Origin of the sequence: Flavobacterium cryophilum (genome assembly GCF_048286555.1) — a bacterium.
In the GTDB taxonomy this organism is placed as follows: Bacteria; Bacteroidota; Bacteroidia; order Flavobacteriales; family Flavobacteriaceae; genus Flavobacterium.
Window position 1 is genome coordinate 145,608 of record NZ_JBLVPZ010000004.1, and the last position, 22,499, is coordinate 168,106.

Annotated in this window: 20 protein-coding genes; 11 read left to right on the top strand and 9 right to left on the bottom strand. The window is 34.4% G+C overall.

The features are described from left to right. Window positions 1-13: 13 nt before the first annotated feature. From ACNQGJ_RS08570 to ACNQGJ_RS08610, 9 genes are all read left to right on the top strand, one after another. Window positions 14-730 carry a hypothetical protein gene (locus tag ACNQGJ_RS08570; RefSeq protein ID WP_417973756.1) on the top strand — a complete coding sequence of 239 codons (717 nt, stop codon included), beginning with the start codon at window positions 14-16 and terminating at the stop codon, window positions 728-730. Window positions 731-859: 129 nt separating this feature from the next. Further along, window positions 860-2,209: a signal recognition particle protein gene (gene ffh / locus ACNQGJ_RS08575; RefSeq protein ID WP_417973757.1), complete on the top strand. Its 1,350-nt coding sequence runs from the start codon at window positions 860-862 to the stop codon at window positions 2,207-2,209. A 78-nt stretch (window positions 2,210-2,287) separates the two neighbouring features. Continuing rightward, complete coding sequence (locus tag ACNQGJ_RS08580; RefSeq protein WP_417973759.1) at window positions 2,288-3,169, top strand: bifunctional 5,10-methylenetetrahydrofolate dehydrogenase/5,10-methenyltetrahydrofolate cyclohydrolase; 882 nt, start codon at window positions 2,288-2,290, stop codon at window positions 3,167-3,169. Window positions 3,170-3,391: 222 nt separating this feature from the next. After that, complete coding sequence (locus tag ACNQGJ_RS08585) at window positions 3,392-4,318, top strand: magnesium transporter CorA family protein (RefSeq protein ID WP_417973761.1); 927 nt, start codon at window positions 3,392-3,394, stop codon at window positions 4,316-4,318. A gap of 279 nt (window positions 4,319-4,597) precedes the next feature. After that, the gene (locus ACNQGJ_RS08590) at window positions 4,598-6,241 is read left to right on the top strand and encodes a M14 family metallopeptidase (protein ID WP_417973763.1); all 1,644 of its coding nucleotides are present in this window, start codon (window positions 4,598-4,600) and stop codon (window positions 6,239-6,241) included. A gap of 59 nt (window positions 6,242-6,300) precedes the next feature. After that, complete coding sequence (locus ACNQGJ_RS08595; RefSeq protein WP_417973765.1) at window positions 6,301-8,055, top strand: M14 family metallopeptidase; 1,755 nt, start codon at window positions 6,301-6,303, stop codon at window positions 8,053-8,055. A 472-nt stretch (window positions 8,056-8,527) separates the two neighbouring features. Next, entirely contained in the window at window positions 8,528-9,142 is a 615-nt protein-coding gene (locus ACNQGJ_RS08600) for a hypothetical protein (protein WP_417973767.1), read from the top strand. Window positions 9,143-9,144: 2 nt separating this feature from the next. Beyond that, complete coding sequence (locus ACNQGJ_RS08605) at window positions 9,145-9,438, top strand: winged helix-turn-helix domain-containing protein (RefSeq protein WP_417973769.1); 294 nt, start codon at window positions 9,145-9,147, stop codon at window positions 9,436-9,438. A 55-nt stretch (window positions 9,439-9,493) separates the two neighbouring features. Further along, window positions 9,494-10,879, top strand: coding sequence for a DUF4153 domain-containing protein (locus tag ACNQGJ_RS08610; protein WP_417973771.1), 1,386 nt, complete (start codon window positions 9,494-9,496; stop codon window positions 10,877-10,879). Window positions 10,880-10,915: 36 nt separating this feature from the next. Here ACNQGJ_RS08610 and rluF read toward each other — a convergent pair whose 3' ends face one another. The 4 genes from rluF to ACNQGJ_RS08630 all read right to left on the bottom strand — a co-directional run bounded on the left by rluF (window position 10,916) and on the right by ACNQGJ_RS08630 (window position 14,639). Next, on the bottom strand, window positions 10,916-11,728 hold the full coding sequence (gene rluF / locus ACNQGJ_RS08615) for a 23S rRNA pseudouridine(2604) synthase RluF (protein ID WP_417973773.1): 813 nt from the start codon (window positions 11,726-11,728) through the stop codon (window positions 10,916-10,918). A 145-nt stretch (window positions 11,729-11,873) separates the two neighbouring features. Next, a complete protein-coding gene (locus ACNQGJ_RS08620; protein WP_417973775.1) occupies window positions 11,874-12,722 on the bottom strand; it encodes an alpha/beta fold hydrolase in 849 nt (282 codons plus the stop codon). A 39-nt stretch (window positions 12,723-12,761) separates the two neighbouring features. Continuing rightward, window positions 12,762-13,541, bottom strand: a complete 780-nt coding sequence (locus tag ACNQGJ_RS08625) for a zinc ribbon domain-containing protein (protein WP_417973777.1) — start codon at window positions 13,539-13,541, stop codon at window positions 12,762-12,764. 3 nt (window positions 13,542-13,544) lie between these two features. Continuing rightward, window positions 13,545-14,639 (bottom strand): Nif3-like dinuclear metal center hexameric protein, encoded by a 1,095-nt coding sequence (locus ACNQGJ_RS08630; protein ID WP_417973779.1) that lies wholly within the window; start codon window positions 14,637-14,639, stop codon window positions 13,545-13,547. Between the two features lie 115 nt (window positions 14,640-14,754). Between ACNQGJ_RS08630 and lpxK the strand changes: the two genes are divergently transcribed. Together lpxK and ACNQGJ_RS08640 are read left to right on the top strand one after the other, a co-directional pair. Then, entirely contained in the window at window positions 14,755-15,789 is a 1,035-nt protein-coding gene (gene lpxK, locus ACNQGJ_RS08635) for a tetraacyldisaccharide 4'-kinase (protein ID WP_417973781.1), read from the top strand. Further along, on the top strand, window positions 15,752-16,564 hold the full coding sequence (locus tag ACNQGJ_RS08640) for a purine-nucleoside phosphorylase (protein WP_417973783.1): 813 nt from the start codon (window positions 15,752-15,754) through the stop codon (window positions 16,562-16,564). The genes lpxK and ACNQGJ_RS08640 overlap by 38 nt, the downstream gene beginning before the upstream one ends. 187 nt (window positions 16,565-16,751) lie before the next feature. On the opposite strand, the gene ACNQGJ_RS08645 is transcribed toward ACNQGJ_RS08640, so the two are convergent. The 5 genes from ACNQGJ_RS08645 to ACNQGJ_RS08665 all read right to left on the bottom strand — a co-directional run bounded on the left by ACNQGJ_RS08645 (window position 16,752) and on the right by ACNQGJ_RS08665 (window position 22,384). After that, entirely contained in the window at window positions 16,752-18,923 is a 2,172-nt protein-coding gene (locus ACNQGJ_RS08645) for a tetratricopeptide repeat-containing hybrid sensor histidine kinase/response regulator (RefSeq protein WP_417973785.1), read from the bottom strand. Continuing rightward, complete coding sequence (gap, locus tag ACNQGJ_RS08650; protein WP_417973787.1) at window positions 18,924-19,946, bottom strand: type I glyceraldehyde-3-phosphate dehydrogenase; 1,023 nt, start codon at window positions 19,944-19,946, stop codon at window positions 18,924-18,926. A gap of 71 nt (window positions 19,947-20,017) precedes the next feature. Beyond that, window positions 20,018-20,917 (bottom strand): lipoyl synthase, encoded by a 900-nt coding sequence (gene lipA, locus ACNQGJ_RS08655; RefSeq protein WP_417973789.1) that lies wholly within the window; start codon window positions 20,915-20,917, stop codon window positions 20,018-20,020. A 292-nt stretch (window positions 20,918-21,209) separates the two neighbouring features. Beyond that, window positions 21,210-22,031, bottom strand: coding sequence for an energy transducer TonB (locus tag ACNQGJ_RS08660; RefSeq protein WP_417973791.1), 822 nt, complete (start codon window positions 22,029-22,031; stop codon window positions 21,210-21,212). 188 nt (window positions 22,032-22,219) lie between these two features. Beyond that, window positions 22,220-22,384: a hypothetical protein gene (locus ACNQGJ_RS08665; RefSeq protein WP_417980341.1), complete on the bottom strand. Its 165-nt coding sequence runs from the start codon at window positions 22,382-22,384 to the stop codon at window positions 22,220-22,222. Between the last annotated feature and the right edge of the window lie 115 nt (window positions 22,385-22,499).

The window sequence follows — 22,499 nt, forward strand, 5'->3', positions numbered from 1 at the left end:
TAAAAATACAATTATGAAAAAAATTCCAATTTTAGCTTTACTTGCACTTGTCATAAGTTCTTGTACAAATGATTCCGCTTCAGAAGGGAATGTAACCTTGAAAGCCTCTGCGGTGTCCACAACAGGTAAGACTTCTCTAACTGCCCGTACGGCTGCCTCTACAGTAGTTTTAACTGATTTTAGGATTAATATTGGGAACATCGAATTTGAAACCGACATGGAAGATGCGATGTACAGTATGGATCCCATGTATGATGACGTTAAACTTAATGGGCCCTTTTTATTGGACTTGCTTGATCCAAACCTAACGTTAAGTCCATTTATTACTTCTGTAAATGTTCCGAATGCGAGATATGAGGAAATCGAATTTAAGTTCGAAAAATCTATTTCAGTTGGTGAAATGAACGGCAAGACTTATTTGATAAAAGGAACCATAAATGGGACACCATTTATTATCTGGAGCGATGAGGATGCCGAACTTGAATTGGATTTTGAAGACCAAAACAAAGATTTCACAATAAATAGTAATGATATTTCTTTAAACATTAAAATACAGCTTGATGCTTTATTGAATAAACTAACAACTTTGGCAAACCAAGGTCTATTGTTAGATACCGATGGAGACGGAGTTATCGAAATTAGTACTGGTAATGATGATAGTCACAACGATATTGGGGACTTCATAAAAGATTTACTAGAACAAGAAACAGATTTAGATGATAATGATTAATCTTCAGTTTGATTGATTTCATAATAAAAGAGGCTATCTTAAGAAGACAGCCTCTTTTTATTTATAATACTATTTAAACTTCAAAATCAAATGCTTAAATTTGCGCCTTAATTAAAGAGAAAAAAAATTATGTTCGATAATTTAAGCGATAAACTAGATAAAGCCTTTCATATACTTAAAGGTCACGGAAAAATCACCGAAGTAAATGTAGCCGAAACGCTGAAAGAAGTTCGAAGAGCCTTACTTGATGCGGATGTTAACTTTAAAATTGCGAAAGATTTTACCACCAAAGTAAAAGAAAAAGCAATTGGTCAGGATGTATTGACAACACTTCAACCAGGACAATTACTGGTAAAGTTAGTAAAAGATGAATTGACAGAATTGATGGGTGGCGATGTTGCCGGAATCAATCTTTCCGGGAATCCATCGATTATTTTAATGGCTGGTTTGCAAGGTTCCGGTAAAACTACTTTCTCGGGAAAACTCGCCAATTATCTTCAAACAAAAAAGAACAAAAAGCCATTATTAGTGGCGTGTGATATTTATCGTCCTGCGGCTATTCAGCAATTATACGTAGTTGGAGATTCGATTGGGGTTGAGGTATATTCTGAACCAGAAAATAAAAATCCAGTTGAAATTGCTCAAAATGCAATCAAACATGCGAAAGCAAACGGGTTTAATGTTGTGATTGTCGATACAGCGGGCCGTTTAGCAGTCGATGAAGAAATGATGAACGAAATAGAATGCGTTCATAAAGCAATTCAGCCTAATGAAACGTTGTTTGTAGTTGATGCAATGACAGGTCAGGATGCTGTAAATACAGCAAAAACCTTCAACGAAAGATTAAATTTTGACGGGGTTATCTTAACTAAATTAGATGGAGATACCCGTGGTGGAGCAGCAATTTCGATTAAATCGGTTGTTAATAAACCAATCAAGTTCGTAGGTACAGGCGAAAAGATGGATGCCATTGATGTGTTCTATCCAATTCGTATGGCCGAAAGAATTTTGGGAATGGGAGACGTTGTGTCTTTGGTAGAAAGAGCTCAAGAGCAATTTGACGAAGAAGAAGCAAGAAAAATCCAAAAGAAAATCGCCAAAAACGAATTCGGTTTTGATGATTTCCTTTCTCAAATTCAACAAGTAAAGAAAATGGGTAATATGAAAGACTTGGTTGGAATGATACCAGGTGCTTCAAAAGCCATGAAAGATGTAGAGATAGAAGACGATGCTTTCAAACATATCGAAGCAATTATTCACTCCATGACTCCAATTGAAAGAAGCAAGCCGACTCTAATTGATGTAAAAAGAAAAGCCAGAATTGCTAAAGGTTCCGGAACCAAAATCGAGCAGGTCAATCAATTGATGAAACAGTTCGAACAAATGAGCAAGATGATGAAAATGATGCAGGGACCTGGAGGGAAGAACCTGATGAAGATGATGGGCGGTATGAAAGGTGGAATCCCAGGAATGAAATAAAAATGAGTCAAAAGTCGAAAGTCTTAAGGTTGTAATGACTTTAAGACTTTTGACTTTAAGACATTAAACTAAATAAAAATGCAACTACTAGACGGAAAAAAAACTGCGGAGGATATTAAGAGTGAAATCGCTGCGGTAGTTCAAAAAATGAAAGACAATGGGGAGAAAGTACCTCATTTAGCAGCCCTGATTGTTGGTAACGATGGAGCGAGTTTAACTTACGTAGGAAGCAAAGTAAGATCATGTCAGCAAATAGGATTTGAATCAACTTTGGTGAGTTTACCAGAAACTATTACGGAAGCAGACTTACTCGAAAAAATAAAGGAACTAAATGAAGATGATGATCTAGATGGTTTCATAGTTCAATTGCCATTGCCAAAACACATTGATGAGCAAAAAATTCTAATGGCGGTAGATCCAAGTAAAGATGTTGATGGTTTTCATCCTACTAATTTTGGAAAAATGGCTTTGGAAATGGAAACATTTTTGCCGGCAACTCCTTATGGAATAATGGAATTATTAGAACGTTACAAAGTGGAAACGTCGGGTAAACATACCGTAGTTATTGGTCGTAGCCATATTGTGGGTCGTCCCATGAGTATCTTGATGAGTCGCAAAGGATATCCAGGAGATTCAACAGTAACTCTTACTCACAGTAGAACCAAAAATATTGAGGAGTTTACAAAAAATGCCGATATTATCATCACAGCCCTTGGTGTTCCGAATTACCTTAAAGCCGATATGGTAAAAGATGGAGTTGTAGTAATTGACGTTGGTATTACCAGAGTGGAAGACACTTCTCATCCAAAAGGATATGTAATCACAGGAGATGTTGATTTTGAGCAAGTGAGTAAAAAAGCATCATTTATTACCCCTGTTCCCGGTGGAGTAGGACCTATGACCATCGCAATGTTGTTGAAAAACACGCTTTTGGCCAGGGAAATGAAAAGAAATAAATAAAAAAATAGTTTTTGATAGAAAGCCTTAATTAACTTTAAGGCTTTTTTTATTTTAAAAATGTATTAAATTCTGATAATCGATGCTGAAACGGAATTTAAAGAATACTTTTGCACCACTTAAAAATGACCTTTAAAATGGATGATTATTATTCGGAAATGTTGAACTAACTATAGCACTTGAACTGTTTTCAAGAGGCTATAACTAAACCCATAGAACTTTGAAATGAGAGCTTTTTACAAAAACAATAACGGATTAATTGCCACCTCTGAATGGACGCCAAACTGCTGGATAAATATAGAATGTCCTACCGAAGCGGAAAAAAAATATTTACTCGACGAATTACAAATTCCCGAAGCATTTTATAATGACATTGAAGATATTGACGAAAGACCAAGGATAGAAATTGAAAATGGTTGGACTTTGATAATTATGCGGATTCCTGTGAATAGCAATGACGTGAAATTACCTTTTCATACCATTCCGGTTGGAGTTGTCTTTAAAGGAGAAGTTTGCATCACCATTAGTTTTCACAAAACGGAAATGCTTACGGATTTTGTGGTCTACACCAAACGTAAAAATATAAACATTAAAGACAACTTCGATTTAGTGCTGAAATTATTACTTTCCTCCAGTGTTTGGTTTTTAAAATATTTAAAGCAAGTCAATCAAAAAATAAGATTAGCCGAGGATAATTTAGAAAAGTCAATAAAGAATGAAGAGTTGCAAGCGTTGCTTCAAATAGAAAAATGTTTGGTATTTTTTATGACTTCTTTGAAAGGGAATGATATCTTGCTACATCGCATCAAGAATATAAAATCCCAAAAAGGACATTTTGATCTGGATTTACTGGAAGATGTAGAAATTGAATTGCGTCAGGCACAAGAAACTACTAATATTTATAGTGATATCTTAACGGGAACTATGGATGCCTATGCCTCTGTAATTTCTAATAATATGAATACGATTATGAAGCAGATGACTTCGATTTCAATCATTCTGATGATTCCAACATTGATTGCCAGTTTGTATGGAATGAATGTACCCAATGATTTAGAAGATAATCGCTATGGAATATGGATTGTCATTTCTGTTTCCCTTCTACTATCCGCTTTTGGTGTGTTTTTGTTCAAAAGAAAAAGATGGTTTTGATAAAAACAGATTTCAATGTCACTTTTTTACCATTCCTGACAAGAATTTCCTTTAATTATCCTTTACACTATTTTAATTCTCTTAGAAATAATGGCAAATGGAAGTTTAATCTTTTGTTTAATATTTAAAAGTAATGCGCGTTTCATCAATCACCTTGAATAGTGAGTAGTTTTACAGCAAAAGTCCTAGTATCGGAGTGAGTAAATAACTATTTTTCGCGTAATTTAGGATTGGCCATATTTATAAACTACATTTATTTCTTAAAGAAATTACTGTCTAATGAGAAAAAAAATACTCTTTTTATTTGTACTCTGTTTTGGCATCGCTCATGCTCAAAATGACTACCTGAACTATCAAAATCTAACTAAAAACCTAAAGGAGCTTGACGCCAAAAGTAAGTATTGCACCGTCAAATCTATTGGTACAAGCAGTGGCGGAAAAGAAATATGGTTGATAACGATTTCCGAATCAACTACTCCAAAACCAGCTTTGCTTATCACAGCCGGGCTTGACGGAAAATACCGTGCTGGTACGCAGATTACCTTAAAAATGATTGATAACTTATTAAATAGCGATAAGTTACCAAAGATTTTAGAGGAAAAAACACTTTATTTTGTTCCATCTGTAAATCCGGATGCCATAGATGCTGCTTTTGCCAATGTAAAAATGGAAAAGAGTGGTAACGACACAAAAACTGATGATGACAGAGATGGTAAAATTGGAGAAGACGCTTTTGAAGATTTAAATAAAGATGGTTTAATTACGCAACTTCGCATTGAAGATGTAACAGGAAGTTTAATTGAAAGCCCAGAGGATTCCCGTGTTTTAATAAAAGCGGATCCAACAAAAAATCAGGTCGGCAAGTATGTTTTGATTTCAGAGGGAATTGATACCGATAAAGACGGTATGTTTAATCAAGATTTTTCTGAAGGAGTCAACATCGATAAGAATTTTACCTATGACTATCCTGCATTTGAAAAGGGAGCTGGAGTCTATGTGGCTTCGGAACCAGAAACAAGAGCACTTCTTGATTTTTTATATTTAAATCAGAATATATATGGTGTACTAACTTTTGGGATGCACAATAATTTATCTGAAACTCCTAAGTATGACAGTAAGTTAACCAGTTCCCGAATTATAAAGGGATGGTTAGAAAAAGATATAAAAGCAGCTGAACAGGTTTCTAAATTATATACGCAAAAAGCAGCGATCAAGGACGGCCCCAAAATGCCAATGACCAAAGGGAATTTTGCACAAACCGCTTATTTCCATGCGGGCAGATTTAGTTTCTCTACACCTGGATGGTGGGTTCCTAAAGTTGAAGCTAAAAAAGATTCGCTTGATTCTAAATTAGCTACCCCAAAAGATAAAGATAAAGAGTTAGTGAATTCAGAAGTCTCTTTTTTAAAATGGGCTGATAGCCAAAATATTAAAAGTGCTTTTGTCGACTGGTCAGTCATCAAACATCCAGATTTTCCAATTCAAAAAGTAGAAGTAGGAGGTTTTTCGCCTTATGCTTTGAATAATCCACCCGTAAATTTCTTGGAGGAAACAGCCATTAAACACGGACTTTTTGTTGAAGAACTTTTGACAGCAATGCCAAAAATTGAAACAAATGTTCCCGAAATTAAAAAAATAAACGATAATTTATATCGCATTACTATAAAAGTAGCCAACAAAGGATTACTGCCTACCTATACCGAAATTGGAGACAAAATCCGATTTGTTTCTAAAATGAAAACAGAGATTCTACTTCAAAAAAATCAAACGATGGTTTCTGGCAGGAAATATTTTATTCGTAAGAGCATGCAAGCTGATGAATCAGAAGAATATTCATGGCTGATTTCAGGTACAGGAAAAGTGACTATTACAACAGGTTGTGCTACTGCAGGATTCAAAGAAGTAATTGTTGATTTGAAATAATAATTTGACTTTAAAAATTAACAAGGGATTTTATATCCTTACATATAAAAATTAATGCAATGAAAAAGCACATACTACTCAGCTTGCTCAGTTTTGTTTTTTGGGTTACCAATGCTCAAAAAAGTAATATCGCTCCGCAAGATTTAAATGGCATCCGTGCTATTGGTTCGCCAGCTAACCCCAAAGTAAAAATGGCTTGGGATAGTTACCATGATTATGCACAAGTTACTCAGTTAGGGAGAGATTTAGTGAAAGCCTATCCTGATTTGGTTAAAATGGAATCCGTCGGTAAATCCTATGAAGGAAGAGATATTTGGGTTTTAACCATATCCGATTTTAATTCAGGTGAAACAGAAAATAAACCAGGCTTTTATGTAGATGGTGGAATTCATGCGAATGAAATGCAAGGTGTTGAGGTCGCCATGTACACGGCGTGGTATTTAGCAGAGAGTTTTCAAAATATTAAATTCATCAACACTTTGTTAAAAGAAAAAGTGTTTTATATTGTAATGACAATCAGTCCTGATGGGCGGGAAAATTTTATTTATAAATCGAATAATGCTAATACCTCTCGTTCAGGAATGCGCCCTTTTGATAATGATGGCGATGGTCTTGTCAATGAAGATAAGCTCGATGATTTAGATAATGACGGGCATATTGTAATGATGCGCAGAAAATCAAAAACAGGGCGTTGGAAAGTAGATCCTAAATATCCTACCCGAATGTATCAGGTAAAAGGAGATGAAATAGGGGAATATGAAATGTTAGGTTATGAAGGTTTAGATAATGATAAAGATGGTTTAGTAAATGAGGACTTAATCGGAGCCTATGATCCAAATCGCGATTGGGGTTGGAATTGGCAACCTAATTATGTTCAAAACGGTGCATTGTTTTATCCAGGGACGTTACCGGAAACCCGTGCTATAAAAGCCTTCATTGTCAATCATCCCAATATAGCAGGAGCTCAAAGCTATCACAATAATGGCGGAATGTTTCTAAGAGGCCCTGGTGCTGCGGAAGATGATGCTTTATTTGCACCTCAGGATATTGAAGTGTATGATAATATAGGAAAGTTAGGTGAAAAGATGATTCCGGGATATAATTATTTTGTAATTCATAAAGATTTATATACCGTTTATGGTGGAGAAATCGATTTTTTGTCCTTAGCTCGTGGTATTTTTACTTTTAGTAATGAGCTAATGACTTCATATAAATTATTTAATCAAAAGAATATTGCAGGACGATGGGATAATGATGAATTCAATGAATTTGATAAATATCTTTTGTTCGGTGATGGTTACGTCGAATGGAAGACGTTTAATCATCCTCAGTTTGGTGATATTGAAATTGGTGGCCCCAAAAAAAATTATATTCGGAATCATCCAGGATTTATGATTCAGGAAGATGCACATAGAAATATGGCTTTCTCATTGTACCATGCTTACCAGACTCCAAAATTAGAAATTGTCAGTGTTGAAACTGCAAAACTTGCAGGGGATTTGGTAGCAGTAACTGCTACAATTATGAACACTAGGATTATTCCAACCCATTCTCAACATGATGTAAAAAATAAAATAGAGCGTCCAAATTATATCAGTTTGACCGGTAGTGTCGTGGTGGCAGGGATGACAGTTCAAAATGAAGATTTAAATTTATTTACAGAACAAAAATTCAGTCCTGAAACAATCGAAATGCCTAATATTGAAGGTATGGGTAATGTAAAAGTAAGATGGATCATTAAAGGAAACCCTTCTGGAGCAACCGTTACAGTTTCCAGTGCCAAAGGCGGAACAGTGTCTGAGAAAGTAAAATAAGTCAATTTGTAATGATGTATAAAGAGGTTATTGAAAGTTAATTTTAATAATCTCTTTTCTCTTTCCTTTCTTTTGAAGAGTCGATATTTATTGGATATTATAAAAAAATAGCATCAATTATATTTATAATCTTACTTTTTCATGTCTTTGATCGAATAGATTTATATATTTAGAAAAATTATTAAATACTATAAAAATGAAAATTTCAAACAGAGACATAAAAATATTTTTCTTAGGATTTGCTACCCTTTTTATCGTACAATCAATTTACGACTGGGATTCTACTATTGGTGAGATTCAAAGAGGTTGGGAAGCAAGCTCAAAATAGATTCTGAGAAAACGAATCTTTTACGCTAATCTTTTCCTTTAAATAGAAGAGAGTTTCATTTTATAAAATTTATTAAAATTAAATGAGTTTTTAATCTGCAATCTAAATATAATACATAACTTTGTAACTCAAAGTACTTTATTTATGAGTCAAAAAATTCAAGAAGATTTAGCGCACATTCGATCCATGATGGAGCGCTCTTCAAGGTTTATTTCTTTAAGTGGCCTTTCAGGAGTATTTGCGGGGTTATTTGCTCTAGCCGGATCAATTTATGCATATCAATTGTTTAAAATTAATGGCATCGAATATTTTGATGGTACGCAAAAGTTGTATCGCTACGATTTAATAATGGAATTAGTTTTCATTGCTTTGGCAATTTTGATTTTAGCAGTGGGATCCGGGATATTTTTCACTTGGAGAAAAAGTAAAAAGTTTGATTTGCCGGTTTGGACTAATACGACTAAAAAAATGTTACTGAATCTAGCGATTCCTTTGTCGGTTGGAGGCATATTTTGTATGGCACTTTTATACCATCAGTTATTCGCTCTGATTGCTCCGGTTACCTTATTGTTTTATGGCTTAGCACTTATAAATGCTGGAAAATATACTTTTTCGGATATAAGATATTTGGGTACTTGTGAAGTTGTTTTAGGATGTATTTCTCTTTTTTATCTTGGTTTTGGGCTTATTTTTTGGGCAGTAGGATTTGGAATTTTGCACATCCTGTACGGAATAATTGTGTTCAAAAAATACAAATAGAAATGGGAATTATTGATTCATTAAATAAAGATTTCGAAAGTCGGGTCAGATTAGGCATTATGTCTGTTTTGATGGTAAACGATTGGATTGATTTTACCGAAATGAAATCGTTATTGAATATTACGGATGGTAATCTAGCGAGTCATTCGTCGGCACTGGATAAATCGGGATACATAGAAATAAAGAAAGAGTTTGTTGGTAAAAAACCAAAAACTTCGTATCGAGTTACCAATATGGGTAGAGCTGCTTTTGTTTCCCACTTGAATAGTCTTGAAAAATTAATCAAATCTAAATAAACACCTTTTTTTAACCTTTTACTTTGAAATACAAAGTACTTTTAAATTTTTTATTGTGAAAAAACACCAATTAATTTTAGTCTGTAGCTTGATTTTTACTTTGCTTTTTTACAAGCAAGAAGTTGGAGTAAATCTGGCAATTTTCGGTTTGGTATTAACTGGAATGATTTGCTATTTCTTTCAAGAACGATTTACCAGTCGTTTGCATATAGGATTAGTAATCACCTCTGTTTTGTCGTGTTGTGCTTTTGCCTGGTTTGGCGATTTTGTGTCTTTTTTGGCTTTAGCCATGTCCATTCTTTTTTTACAATTTAAAACCTCTGAAGTAAAACTTAAAATACTACAAATTTTCCCCATTGTATTTATCAACGGATTTGCTTCTTTAGTTCGCATATTTATATTTAGTCAATGGTTTCCAAAAAGAGAAATCAAAAATGATTTTATTAAAAAAATTATAGCGTACGTTATTATTCCAGCGGTATTTATAATTATGTTTTTTGTGGTGTACGCTTTCGGGAGCGACCATTTTTCTACTCTTTTCACCAATTTTACTTTGGATCTGGATGTTTTTGATGTCGTTCTGATTGCTTTGTTAGGGTTCTATATTTCGTTTAGTTTTTGGAATTATTGGATTCCTGATATTTGTTATGAGTACAATTCAAAATTAGATAATGATTTTAGTACCGAAATTAAAACTCAAAATGAAAAGACATTTTCATTTCTTGATTTGGATTTCGAAAGAAGGAGCGGCGAGATTACGTTTGTACTTTTGAATGTTATGCTTTTGATTTTTATAATTACCTATAATTACGAGCAGTTTTTTGAAATAATTGAAACGTCTAAACTAAGTTCAGCCACTCACGAACGCGTAAATGCTGTAATTTTCTCCATTGTAATGGCAGTAGGTGTAATCATGTTTTATTTTAAAGGAGGATTTAATTTTGATGAGAAAGCGAATAACTTGAAACTATTAGCTAAGACTTGGATTCTTTTAAACGGAATTTTAATACTATGTGCCATCATCAAAAACTCAGAATACGTTTCCTACTTTGGTTTAACCTACAAAAGATTGGGAGTTTATGCTTTCTTGATTTTAGCGATTATTGGATTGGTTTTTGCCTTTTTGAAAATTATCAATCAAAAAACTAATGCTTATCTTTTCAATCAAATGGTTTGGTGTTTTTATGGAACGATTCTATTATGCAGTTTTGTGAATTGGGGAAATATAATTACGAAATACAATATCACTGTAAATAAAGGGGTGGAGCCAATATTTTTATCAAGACTGAATTTTAATGATGAAATGCGCAGCAACTATTTTTCACAAAATAAATTAGATGGACTAGACATTGCACTTTCGCGAGAGAACGAGATTAATGTCATGCAATCAAAGCCCTTTTTATCAAAAGCCATGTATTACGAATTTATTACTGGTCAATAAACGCAAAATCCCGTTCAGAAATGGTTTTTTTATAGCCTAATAATCCCCTTTTCCTTTAAATCTCGGATCATCTCTTTTTATGAATTCCGTTCTTCTTTTTGGCGCTTCTGTTTTGGGCAAACTCGCTTCTTCGGTTTTGCTCGAAGGCTCGATAAGTTCGTTTAATTCTTTAATTTCGGCATCGGTTAAATCTCGGTAACGACCGACAGGGATATCAAGTGAAATATTAATAATTCGGATGCGTTTTAGCGCTGTGACATCGTAGCCTAAATACTCTGTCATTCGACGAATTTGACGGTTTAAACCTTGTGTCAATATAATTTTAAAAGTAAAGTTACTAATTTGTTCTACTTTGCATTTTCGGGTAATTGTGTCCAAAATAGGAATTCCATTGCCCATTCTTTCTATAAAACGAGCGGTGATGGGTTTGTTTACCGTTACCGTATATTCTTTTTCATGATTGTTTCTGGCACGTAATATTTTATTGACAATATCCCCATCATTAGTCATAAAAATCAATCCTTCACTGGCTTTGTCTAATCTTCCGATAGGGAAAATACGTTTGGGATAATTGATGTAATCTACAATATTATTGCGAACATCAAGGTTTGTGGTACATTCAATTCCTACTGGTTTATAGAATGCAAGATAAACGGGTTTCTCGTTTTTTTCACGGATTAATTTACCGTCAATACGCACTTCGTCATTTGGGGAAACTTTTGTGCCTAATTCCGGAACGATTCCATTGATGGTTACGCGACCTTCTTCAATGATTTTATCAGCTTCGCGGCGGGAACAATAACCAGTTTCTCCGATGAATTTATTGAGGCGTTTTACATTTTCTTCCATATTGCAAAAGTAGTCATTTTGTTTGTTAGGTTTTTAGAGTTCTTAGATTTTTAGACTTTTTGGATAAGAAAAAGGTACGTAGTAAACAGAAGATGGCTACGTGCAATCCATCTAAACTTTCTAACAATCCAAAAATTTATAGAGTCTATTTTTCATCAAACAAAAAACGAAAGACTTTTTCATATAATTCAGCGTCGTGCATGCTGTGGCCTAGACCTTTGGTTTCAATAAAAACCGCATTTTTCCAGGTACTGGCAATTTTCTTTCCTTCTTCAAATAAAACTACCGTATCATCAATATCATGAGCGATTAGTCCTTTGATGTTCAGTTTTGAGGCGAATAATTTTCCTGAAAATTGTTCCAGATTGAGTTTAAAATGATTCAGGTAATGATCTTCCAAAGATTTTGATATTTTAGAATTTAAACTCAACAACGCAATGTAATTGTTTACTATAATTTTAAAATCACTTGGAGATCCTAGAATTACCATTTTTTTTAGCTTGTCGTTTTGATAGACAGACTGATAATACAAACAGGTTTTTCCGCCCATAGAATGACCTACTAAGTACTGAGGTTTGAATTTTTCGACAGCAACATGAATAAATTCGGCATATTTAGGAATGCTAAATTCTTTGCCGCTCGATAATCCATGAGCCGGGCCGTCAATCGCAATAATAGTGCTTCCTGATTTTTTTAAATAGGGCAGTAAGTTTTCCCAGCGAGAAGCGTTGCTTTCCCAGCCATGAACCAACAGGATTACGGTGTCATTTCCTTTCCAAGTATAAGTGTGTAAGGAATGTTTGCCATGTTGGAATGTCTTGGATTGTGCTTCTTGAAGAATTTCTGGAAGATGGGCTTTTGATAATTTGCCTTCTCTAGGTTGACTAAAAAAAGCATACGCAAGTTGCGACGCTTTTTTTGGAAATACAAAACTTAGAACGTTAATGTATAAGCCAATAGATTTAGTGAATATAAAAAATAATATCTTTTTCATAAAAAAAAAGTCCCGATAAATATCGGGACTTAAATATTTTTAGAATTTAGAAAACAACTGTTCCATTTTCTCTTTTTCTTCGTCAGCCAATACGCTGTCTACTAATATTCTTCCGGAATGTTCATCAGTAATGATTTTTTTTCTAGAAGCAATTTCTACTTGTGTCTGTGGCGGAATTGTAAAGAATGATCCTGCAGATGCCCCTCTTTCAATAGAAACAACCGCTAATCCATTACGAACGCTAGTTCTGATTCTCGTGTAGGCCTTCAATAAGCGTTCTTCTATTACAGCTTGAAATTCTGCCGATTTCTCTGACAAGAAAGCTTCTTCTTTGGCAGTTTCAGCCATGATAGCGTCTAACTCTGATTTTTTATGCTTTAAATGATTAGATTTTGCTTCTAATCTTTCTTTAGAACTTGAAATTACTTCTTTCTTATGTTCAATTGAAGCTTTCATTTCTTTAATTTGTTTTTCAGACAATTGAATTTCTAATTCTTGAAATTCAACCTCCTTAGTCAACGAATTAAATTCTCGGTTGTTACGAACCGTTTCTTGTTGTTTCGTATATTTTTTGATAGCCTCTTTGTGGTCATCAATTGCATTCTTTTTTGATTTGATTAGATCCTCGATAACTTCAAGTTCACTTTTCAATTTCTCTGAACGGGTGCTTAAACCTGCAACTTCATCTTCTAAATCTTCTACTTCTAAAGGAAGTTCTCCTCTTACGTTCCTGATTTCGTCAATTCTAGAGTCAATAAGTTGTAAATCGTAAATTGCTCTTAACTTGTCCTCAACACTTAATTCTTTCGTATTCGCCATATTCTATAAGTACTTAACTGGATTTGAATTTTCTTCTGATAAAATAACTGCAAAATTAAGGATTTTTTTCCGAAGATACTCTACAATATAATTTTTTGTATAGCGTTCGCTTTCAAAATGTCCAATATCAGCCAAAAGCAACTTGTTTTCGGCTTCATAAAACTGATGGTATTTTAAATCCGCTGTCAAATAAGCATCTGCTCCGGCCTGAATCGCATTTTTTATGGCAAAACTTCCTGCTCCGCCAAGAACTGCTACTTTTTTTATTTGCTTTCCTATAAAATTGGAATGTCTAATGCCACCACATTGCATTTTTTCTTTTACAAACAATAGAAAATCTTTTTCTTCCATGGGATTTTTTAATTCCCCAATCATGCCCAAACCAATATTTTGATGCTTGTTTAGCAACGCGTAAATTTCGTACGCCACTTCTTCGTACGCGTGGCTAGCGAATAATGCTTTTAAGATTTTATTTTCTAAATGTTTTTCGAAAGTGACTTCGATTTTGATTTCGTCGCCTTGTATAAATTCAAACCGTTCACCTACTTGTGGATTGCTGTGCTCATTCCCCCTGTAAGTTCCGATTCCTTGCGAATTAAAACTGCAGTTTTCATAATTCCCAATCGTTCCTGCCCCAGCATTAAATAAGGCATTCCGTACGTGTTCCGCATTGGCAGGAATAGTGTAGGTCACTAATTTATGGATCAAATTTTCCTTTGGGATAAGGATTTTGGTGTTTATTAATCCAAGTGCATCGCTAAAAATTTTATTTACACCATCTTGATGATTGTCCAGTGCGGTGTGCACTGCATAAATCGCAATATCATTTTTTATAGCTTTAATCACGGATCGTTCCACGTAATTTTTTCCTGTGATTTTTTTTAAACCTGAAAATAGTATCGGATGAAAACAAACCACCAAATTGCAGTTTTTTGCAATAGCCTCGTCAATTATATTTTCCAGTGCATCATGGCAAACCAAAATTCCTGTTGCTTCTGATTCTTGGTTTCCAACCAATAATCCCACATTGTCAAAATCTTCAGCATAGGCGAGTGGCGCCATTTCTTCAAGCACCGATATTATTTCTTTGATTTTCATGTTTTTGACACAGATTTACACAGATTTTATTTTACACAAACATTCAAAGTATTTTTAATTTATGAAATCTGTGTTAGATTTTTATTTCAAAGATAATTTATTCTACTTTCGTAAAATGAATATATTGCGAAAATTGCTGTTTCCGTTTGCCATCCTATATGGTTTGATAACGAGTATTCGCAATTTTCTTTTCGACACCGGCATTAGAAAATCCTATTCGTTTGATATCCCTGTCATTGCTGTTGGAAATCTTAGCGTTGGCGGAACCGGAAAAACACCCCAAATTGAATATTTGATTCGGTTGCTTTCTGATAAATACAAAATTGCAACATTAAGCCGTGGTTATAAAAGACAATCTACAGGTTTTATTTTGGCGCAAGCCGATTCCAATGCCAAAATACTTGGTGACGAACCTTTCCAGTTTTTTCAAAAATTCCCGTCAATTGTGGTTGCCGTTGATGCCGATCGAAAAAATGGAATTGAACAATTGCTTTCACAATCCATAAAACCAGAAGTGATTCTGCTTGATGACGCTTTTCAACACCGAAAAGTAAAAGCGGGATTTTATATTTTATTGACCTCATACGGGGATTTGTATTCGGATGATTTTGTGTTGCCAACGGGAGATTTGCGCGAAAGTCAAAGCGGAGCAAAAAGAGCCAATGTAATTATTGTAACTAAATGTCCTTTTAATCTTTCGCTTGACGGACAGAATGATATTAAAAAGAGGTTAAAAGTTGCTGTAAATCAGGAATTGTACTTTACTTTTATTGCATACGAAGATTTTATTTATGCCGAGAATCGAAAGATTACTGTCAATGAAATTCAATCGGCAGCAAAATTACTGGTGGCAGGAATTGCAAAACCGGAATCGTTTTTTGCGTATTTACAAGATAGTAATGATGTCTGTTTGTCTTTTCCGGACCATCATAATTTTACCGATAAAGACATTTTGGAAATTAAAAAATTAGCGCAAAACAACATTATCATCACCACCGAAAAAGATTATGTACGGTTGAAAGGAAGTTTGCCAAGCGAACAACTTTTCTACTTACCAATACAAAGTTCGTTTGTTTCGGGAAGTGAAAATTTTGATAAAACAATTTTAGATTATGTGGGAACAAGTACAAGAAACGGTCAGTCAAATTAGAGGAAAAATAAATTTCACACCAGAATATGGCGTGATTTTAGGTTCAGGTTTAGGGAGTTTTACAGAGGAAATGAAAGTAGAATATACATTACCGTACAATGAAATTTTAAATTTCCCTGTTTCAACAGTTCCAGGTCACAAAGGGGCATTAGTTTTTGGAACAATAGGAACCAGAAAAGTCGTTGCTATGCAAGGACGATTTCACTTTTATGAAGGGTACTCGATGAAAGAAGTTACTTTCCCGGTGCGGGTAATGAAGTTTTTAGGTGTTAAGAAATTAATAGTCTCAAACGCTTCTGGTGGTGTAAATCCAAGTTATAAAGTAGGTTCTATTGTCATGATTACAGATCATATCAACATGACGCCGGAACATCCTTTGCGTGGAAAAAATGACGATCGTTTTGGACCTCGTTTTGTAAATATGAGTGAGCCGTATTCGAAAAAAATGATCGCCAAAGCTACTGAACTGGCACAAAAATTAAATGTTGAGGTTCAGGAGGGGATTTATCTGGGTTTGCAAGGTCCAACTTTTGAAACCTTGGCAGAGTACAAAATGGTAAAAATTCTTGGAGCAGATTGTGTGGGAATGTCAACGGTTCCCGAAGTGATTGTGGCACGTCATATGGATTTAGAAACATTTGGTATTTCAGTAATTACCGATATGGGAAATGAAGAAAGCATTGGAACTATTTCACATGATGAAGTATTAGAAGCGGCGAAAAATGCCGAACCAAAAGTAAGAAGTCTTATTAAAGAATTGATTTTAAGCTACTAGGAACCCGTTGGGTTTTTTGATGCTAATATTTGTCAGTTCTGCTAATTTTGATCAAGTAAATGATTTGAGTGAGAATTAGAAAAGTAGCGTTAAACATCCATCTCGATGCATTTTTTTGTTCTGTTTTACGGCATACAAAACCATTCGAGCTGATTTTATAATAATTGCGACCATGAGCATCAATGGGCTAAATATATTCAGCGATTACACTGTAAAATTCCTCTGGCACAAATGGCTTAGTGATTACTTCATTCATTCCAAATGATAAAAGCATTTCGCGGTTTTCATGTAATGAGATTGCTGTAAGAGCGATAATGGGAGTGGTGCTGTCAAACGTTCGTATTGTTTCTGTTGCAATTGTTCCGTTAATGCCCGGTAAGTGAACATCCATCAGGACTAAGTCGAATGCATTAGTTTTTAATAAATCGATTGCATCCTCACCGTTATCAATTATTTCGCAGATAATTCCTTTATTATCCAGCATTTTCTTGGTAATCATTTGATTGATTTTATTATCTTCAACCAATAATATTTTCTTGTTTATTAATTTAGACGAATCGTATTTTATCATTGGTTTTATTTCACTTTTAGACTCTTGCTGCGCACTTATTTGGAATGCTAAATAAAATGAAAAGGAAGATCCTTCACCGACCACACTTTTAAGTTTGATTTGTCCGCCAAGGATTCTAATTAATTTTTTTACAATCGTTAATCCTAAACCGGTTCCCCCATATTTACGATTCACTTCTATCGAGCCTTGCGAAAAACTATCAAATACACTAGCTAGCTTGTCTTCGGGTATTCCTATTCCTGTGTCCCGTATTTCAAAATACACGGTTGCATTTTTATCTTCTAAGGTTTCCAGATTGCTGATAATGGTTACGTTTCCGTTTTTTGTAAATTTCAGGGCATTGTTGATCAAATTCAGTATAATCTGTGATAATTTTGTGGGATCACCAATTAAATAATCGGGGATTGCCTGATCAACTTCAAGTTTAAAATTATTGTTATTCACCACGGCCAATTCTTTCAAAGAATGTTTGATGTCCTCTAGCAATTTTTTAAGATTAAAACTGGTGTATTCTATTTCTGATTTGTGAGAGTCAATTTTATTAATTTCTAAAATTTCATTAATGAATTTTGTTAAGTAGTCTCCCGAAAATTTTAAGGAAGTCAAATAGTCCATTTGATTCTTCTGAGGATTTTCTTCCAATAATAAATGAGTGATACCGTTGATGGCATTCAAGGGCGTTCGGAGCTCATGGCTTACAGTCGATAAAAATTCAGATCTCGCTTTTGATGCTTTTTCTGCTTTGTCTTTAGCGATTTCTAATTCTTTGTTTTTTTCTTGCAGTAATAGATTAGACTGATTTCTAATGATGTTATTTTTATACAAGGATAGACTTAATAACGATAAGATTGAAATTAAAGCAATTGCAAAAATACTGATTAATTTAGAAAATTTTTTGGCCTTTTCTTGCTCCTTATTTTCAAAATTGCCTTGTGCAATTTCTTTTAATTTTTCAGACTCTTTAAACTTTTGGTAATCATCTATTCCCAGCCTTTCATTGTTCAAAATTGTAATGCTCTCTTTTAAATTGAGATGCTGTTTTAAATAGAAATACGCGTTGTTTTTATCTAACGTCTTCTCATAAACAGCACTTAAGGCAAGTAAAATATTTGATTTCTGATCTAAATTTTTGGTTTTACTGTTTAATTCGAATGATTTGTTTAGATAGTTTAAAGCTAAATTATATCTATTTCGGCTGGCCTCAATTTTTCCTAAATGGTATGAGGCTTCCGCTTTTGTGTTTGTCAAAGCGGGATTGTCAGGTTTTGCAATTATAATTTTAAAAGAATATAATGCTTCATCTACTTTATTTTTTGATATGTATATTAACCCTTTTTGGAGGTTAAATAATTCAGCAATGTCAGGAATTCTTAATTTATTATTAATAGATTCTGATCGCTCAAAATATATCGAAGCTCTATCGTAATTTTCCTTTTGCATGTAGCATAAGCCAATATGGTAATAGGTTGCGGAACGCTCTGGACTTGGCTCAAAATTTGAAAATAATGCAGCACTTTTGAGTAGTGCTTCTACCGCATCATCGTATTTTTTTAGATCAAAATAAATTTTCCCAAGATTGAAGGTTTGCTGCGCTTGGTCTTTGATGCTTTTGTCTATTTCAGCGTTACGTATTGCTTTTTGAGTATATAATAACGCTTCTTTATAATTATTTTTAAGAATACTGGAATTACTTAAACTGCTATAGTAGGCTGTGCTGTCTGTTTCCTCATTAGGATGAGCATACAATGTGGAGTAAAAAAAAATAATAAAAGCAAAAAAACACTTCATTTATTGCTGAATTTTTTCTTGGGGTTTATTTTGATTTTTTGTCAGCAGAATTAAATCAATAATTCTACACGAATAGCCTATTTCATTATCATACCATCCTACTACTTTTACCATTTTATCAATAACAGAAGTGAGTTGAGCATCAAATATACATGAATTTTTATTGCCAATCACATCAACAGAAACAATAGGATCTTCGGTGTAATCCAAAATTCCCTTTAAATTTGTTTGCGAGGCAATTTTAAAAGCAGCGTTAATCTCATTTATGGTCACCGTCCGTTTAACATTAAAAGTAATATCAGTCAAAGAACCATCTGGAACGGGCACTCGTATACCACAACCACCAATTTTTCCTTCAAACTCAGGGAATATTTTTGTCAATGCTTTTGCTGCTCCAGTAGTTGTAGGTACGATTGACTGGCTCGCTCCGCGTGCGCGACGTAAATCTTTATGCGGTTGATCGTGTAAACTTTGGTCTGTTGTGTAGGAATGAATGGTAGTGATGTACGCTTGTTCTATGCCGCAAAGTTCATTAATTACTTTAATCATTGGTGCTGCATTATTGGTCGTACAACTTGCATTGGAAATAATTGTTTCAGTCCCGTCTAAAATAAAATCATTTACACCGAGCACAATCGTTTTTATGGTGTCAACCTCTGAAGGTGCAGAAAGAATGACTTTTCTCGCGCCAGCAATTATATGGGAATTCAGTTCTTCAAAAGTTTTGTATTTACCAGTGGATTCCACAACGTAATCAATATCTAAACTTTTCCAATCCAGGTTTGCAATGCTTTTTTCGTGAAAAAACAGAAAATGATTTCCATCCACCAGAATTCCTTTTTCGTCATCGCTGACCGCAAATGGTAAAACACCGTGAATACTGTCATATTTCACTAAATGCGCCATTGTTTTTTTATCAGCAATATCATTTATGGCTATAACTTCAATCAAAGGATGGTTTAAAAGTAATCGAAATAAATTCCTGCCGATTCTTCCAAAACCATTTATGGCAATTCTTATCATATGTCTTAAAGTCTTAAAGTCTCAAAATCGCAAAGTCAAGCCTTTCGACTTTCTCACTGTACGATATTCGACTATAATATGTGTTTTTGTGCTTTATAGGAGGAACGAACTAATGGTCCGCTTTCGACGTGACGGAAACCTAATTCCAAACCAAATTGTTCGTATTTTGCAAATTGTTCCGGCGTTATAAATTCCTTTACAGGCAAGTGTTTTTTACTTGGTTGCAAGTATTGACCTATCGTAACAATATCAACATTAGCTTCCCGCAAATCTCGCATCGTTTGATACACTTCTTCTTCTTGTTCTCCAAGACCAAGCATAATTCCTGACTTTGTTCTGTTGATTCCTTTTTCTTTCAAGTAACGCAATACTTCCAGACTTCGGTCGTATTTTGCCTGAATTCGTACTTCACGTGTCAATCTGCGAACGGTTTCCACGTTGTGTGACACTACTTCCGGATTCGCTTCCACAATTCTATCAATATTTCTCTCGATACCTTGAAAATCAGGGATTAATGTTTCAAGTGTTGTGTTTGGGTTCATTCTTCGAATGGCTTTTACGGTTTCAATCCAAATAATAGAACCTCCGTCTTTCAAATCATCTCTGTCAACGCTGGTAATTACAGCATGTTTAATGTTCATGATTTTGATAGAACGCGCCACTTTTTCCGGCTCATCCCAGTCCACCGTTTCTGGTCTCCCGGTTTTTACACCACAAAAACCACAAGAACGAGTACATACATTTCCTAAGATCATAAACGTTGCAGTTCCCTCACCCCAGCATTCTCCCATATTTGGGCAGCTTCCCGAAGTACAAATTGTGTTCAAACTATATTTATCAACTAAGCCGCGAAGCTCTGTATATTTTTGGCCTATTGGGAGTTTTACCTTCAGCCATTTCGGTTTACCTCCGCTCAGTTCGGCTCCGCCTCGGGCTCCTACTGGTAAAGTATTTTCTAAAACAGTTTCCATATATTAATTTTCAAAGCACAAAGATAAGGAATGTAGTTTGTTTGTGGATTCCTTTACTTGTTTATTTGAATAAAGTGAAACGGATGCTTTAGGAACACAATAGTACTTGTTTTTAGGGATTAGTCGTCCTGCTTTCCGTTAAATTCACGCTGATTGCTACGTTCCTCACATTGACAGTACAGGACGCCACTGCAATTAGGAGTTCGGACTTCTTGTTGGTTGAAGATCGGATGGTAAAAAATAAGGAAAAATATAAAAAAAGCTTCAAAATTACTTGAAGCTTTTCATTTGTTTAATTCATCTGTACCGTAATGGGAAGGTTATAGGCGGTTCGCACTGCTTTTCCGTTAATCATTCCCGGCGACCATTTTGTTTTTAAGGATTTTAACACTCGAATCGCTTCTTTCCCCAAGCTGTAACCAGGATCTCTTTTGACCTGAATGTCAGTCATGCTTCCGTCTCTTTCAATTACGAAAGAAACATATACCCGGATCGAACCGCTACCTTCGATTTCTTGTTTTTCAAAATTATTGCCCACGTAAGTGTAGAACTTATTAATTCCACCGGGGAATTCAGGAAGTTTATCCAAAGAAACGCTGCTGACAATAGTATTTCCCAGGTCAACTGGCGTTAAAGTGTCCGTGCCTGTTCCTGATGATGCAGTTGGATTTATACCTACAGTTCCAGTTCCTTCAGTGCTTGTATTTGTTACGCTAGTATTGTCGGTGTTTTTTGCAATGTCCTGATTTGCCTGTGAAGCCTGAACAATTATCGGATTAACAAGTTTGTCACTCTTGATAGGAATATCAACACTTTTGGTTTTTATCTCAGGAAGACTCTTTTTTTCTTCAAGCTGATTCGGAATTATGTCAGTAACTTGGACGACAGTATTTGTAAATTCAGGAATACCGATGGTGATTCCTTTAATTGGATTCAAATAGGTAATGATTACGGGAATACTTAAAGCTCCGAAGATAAACAACACACCCATAAAAAGAGCTGTTAATGCCGTTTTAGTACTTTCTTGGCGCAATTGATACGCTCCATATTCTTTGTTTCGGTCTTGAAAAACAAGGTTAATCCAACCGGTCTCGTAAATGCTTAGTTTTGACATAATTTATGGATTTAATGGTTAAGTAGTAATTAAATCATAAGCAGCGATGTTTGATTTTGAACTTTCTAAAATAAGAATTTTAGTATATAAATTTAATTATTATTTTTGATATAAATGATTTTATCTTTATTTATTTAACGATAATTTTGATTAATTATTTATAAAATTCTTAAACTTGAATTAATTAATTAATTAAAAAAGTACATCCAAATCAATGAATACGCTTTGCTGTTGTATTGAACGATGAAATAAAATATTTTTGCTGATTCTGTCATCAACAAGACCGTAAAACCCATGTATTCTTCCATTTCTTTAGGCAAACTTTTCGGAGTATTTATCGATAATCCTTTCAACTTTGACTTGCATCCAAGTTGTTAAGTATGTTTTGTAATCCCGTTTTTACATTTTTGGGAACCGCTGAATTTATGTCTGTTCACAGTGAGAATTTGATATTTAAAGAGATTTAGC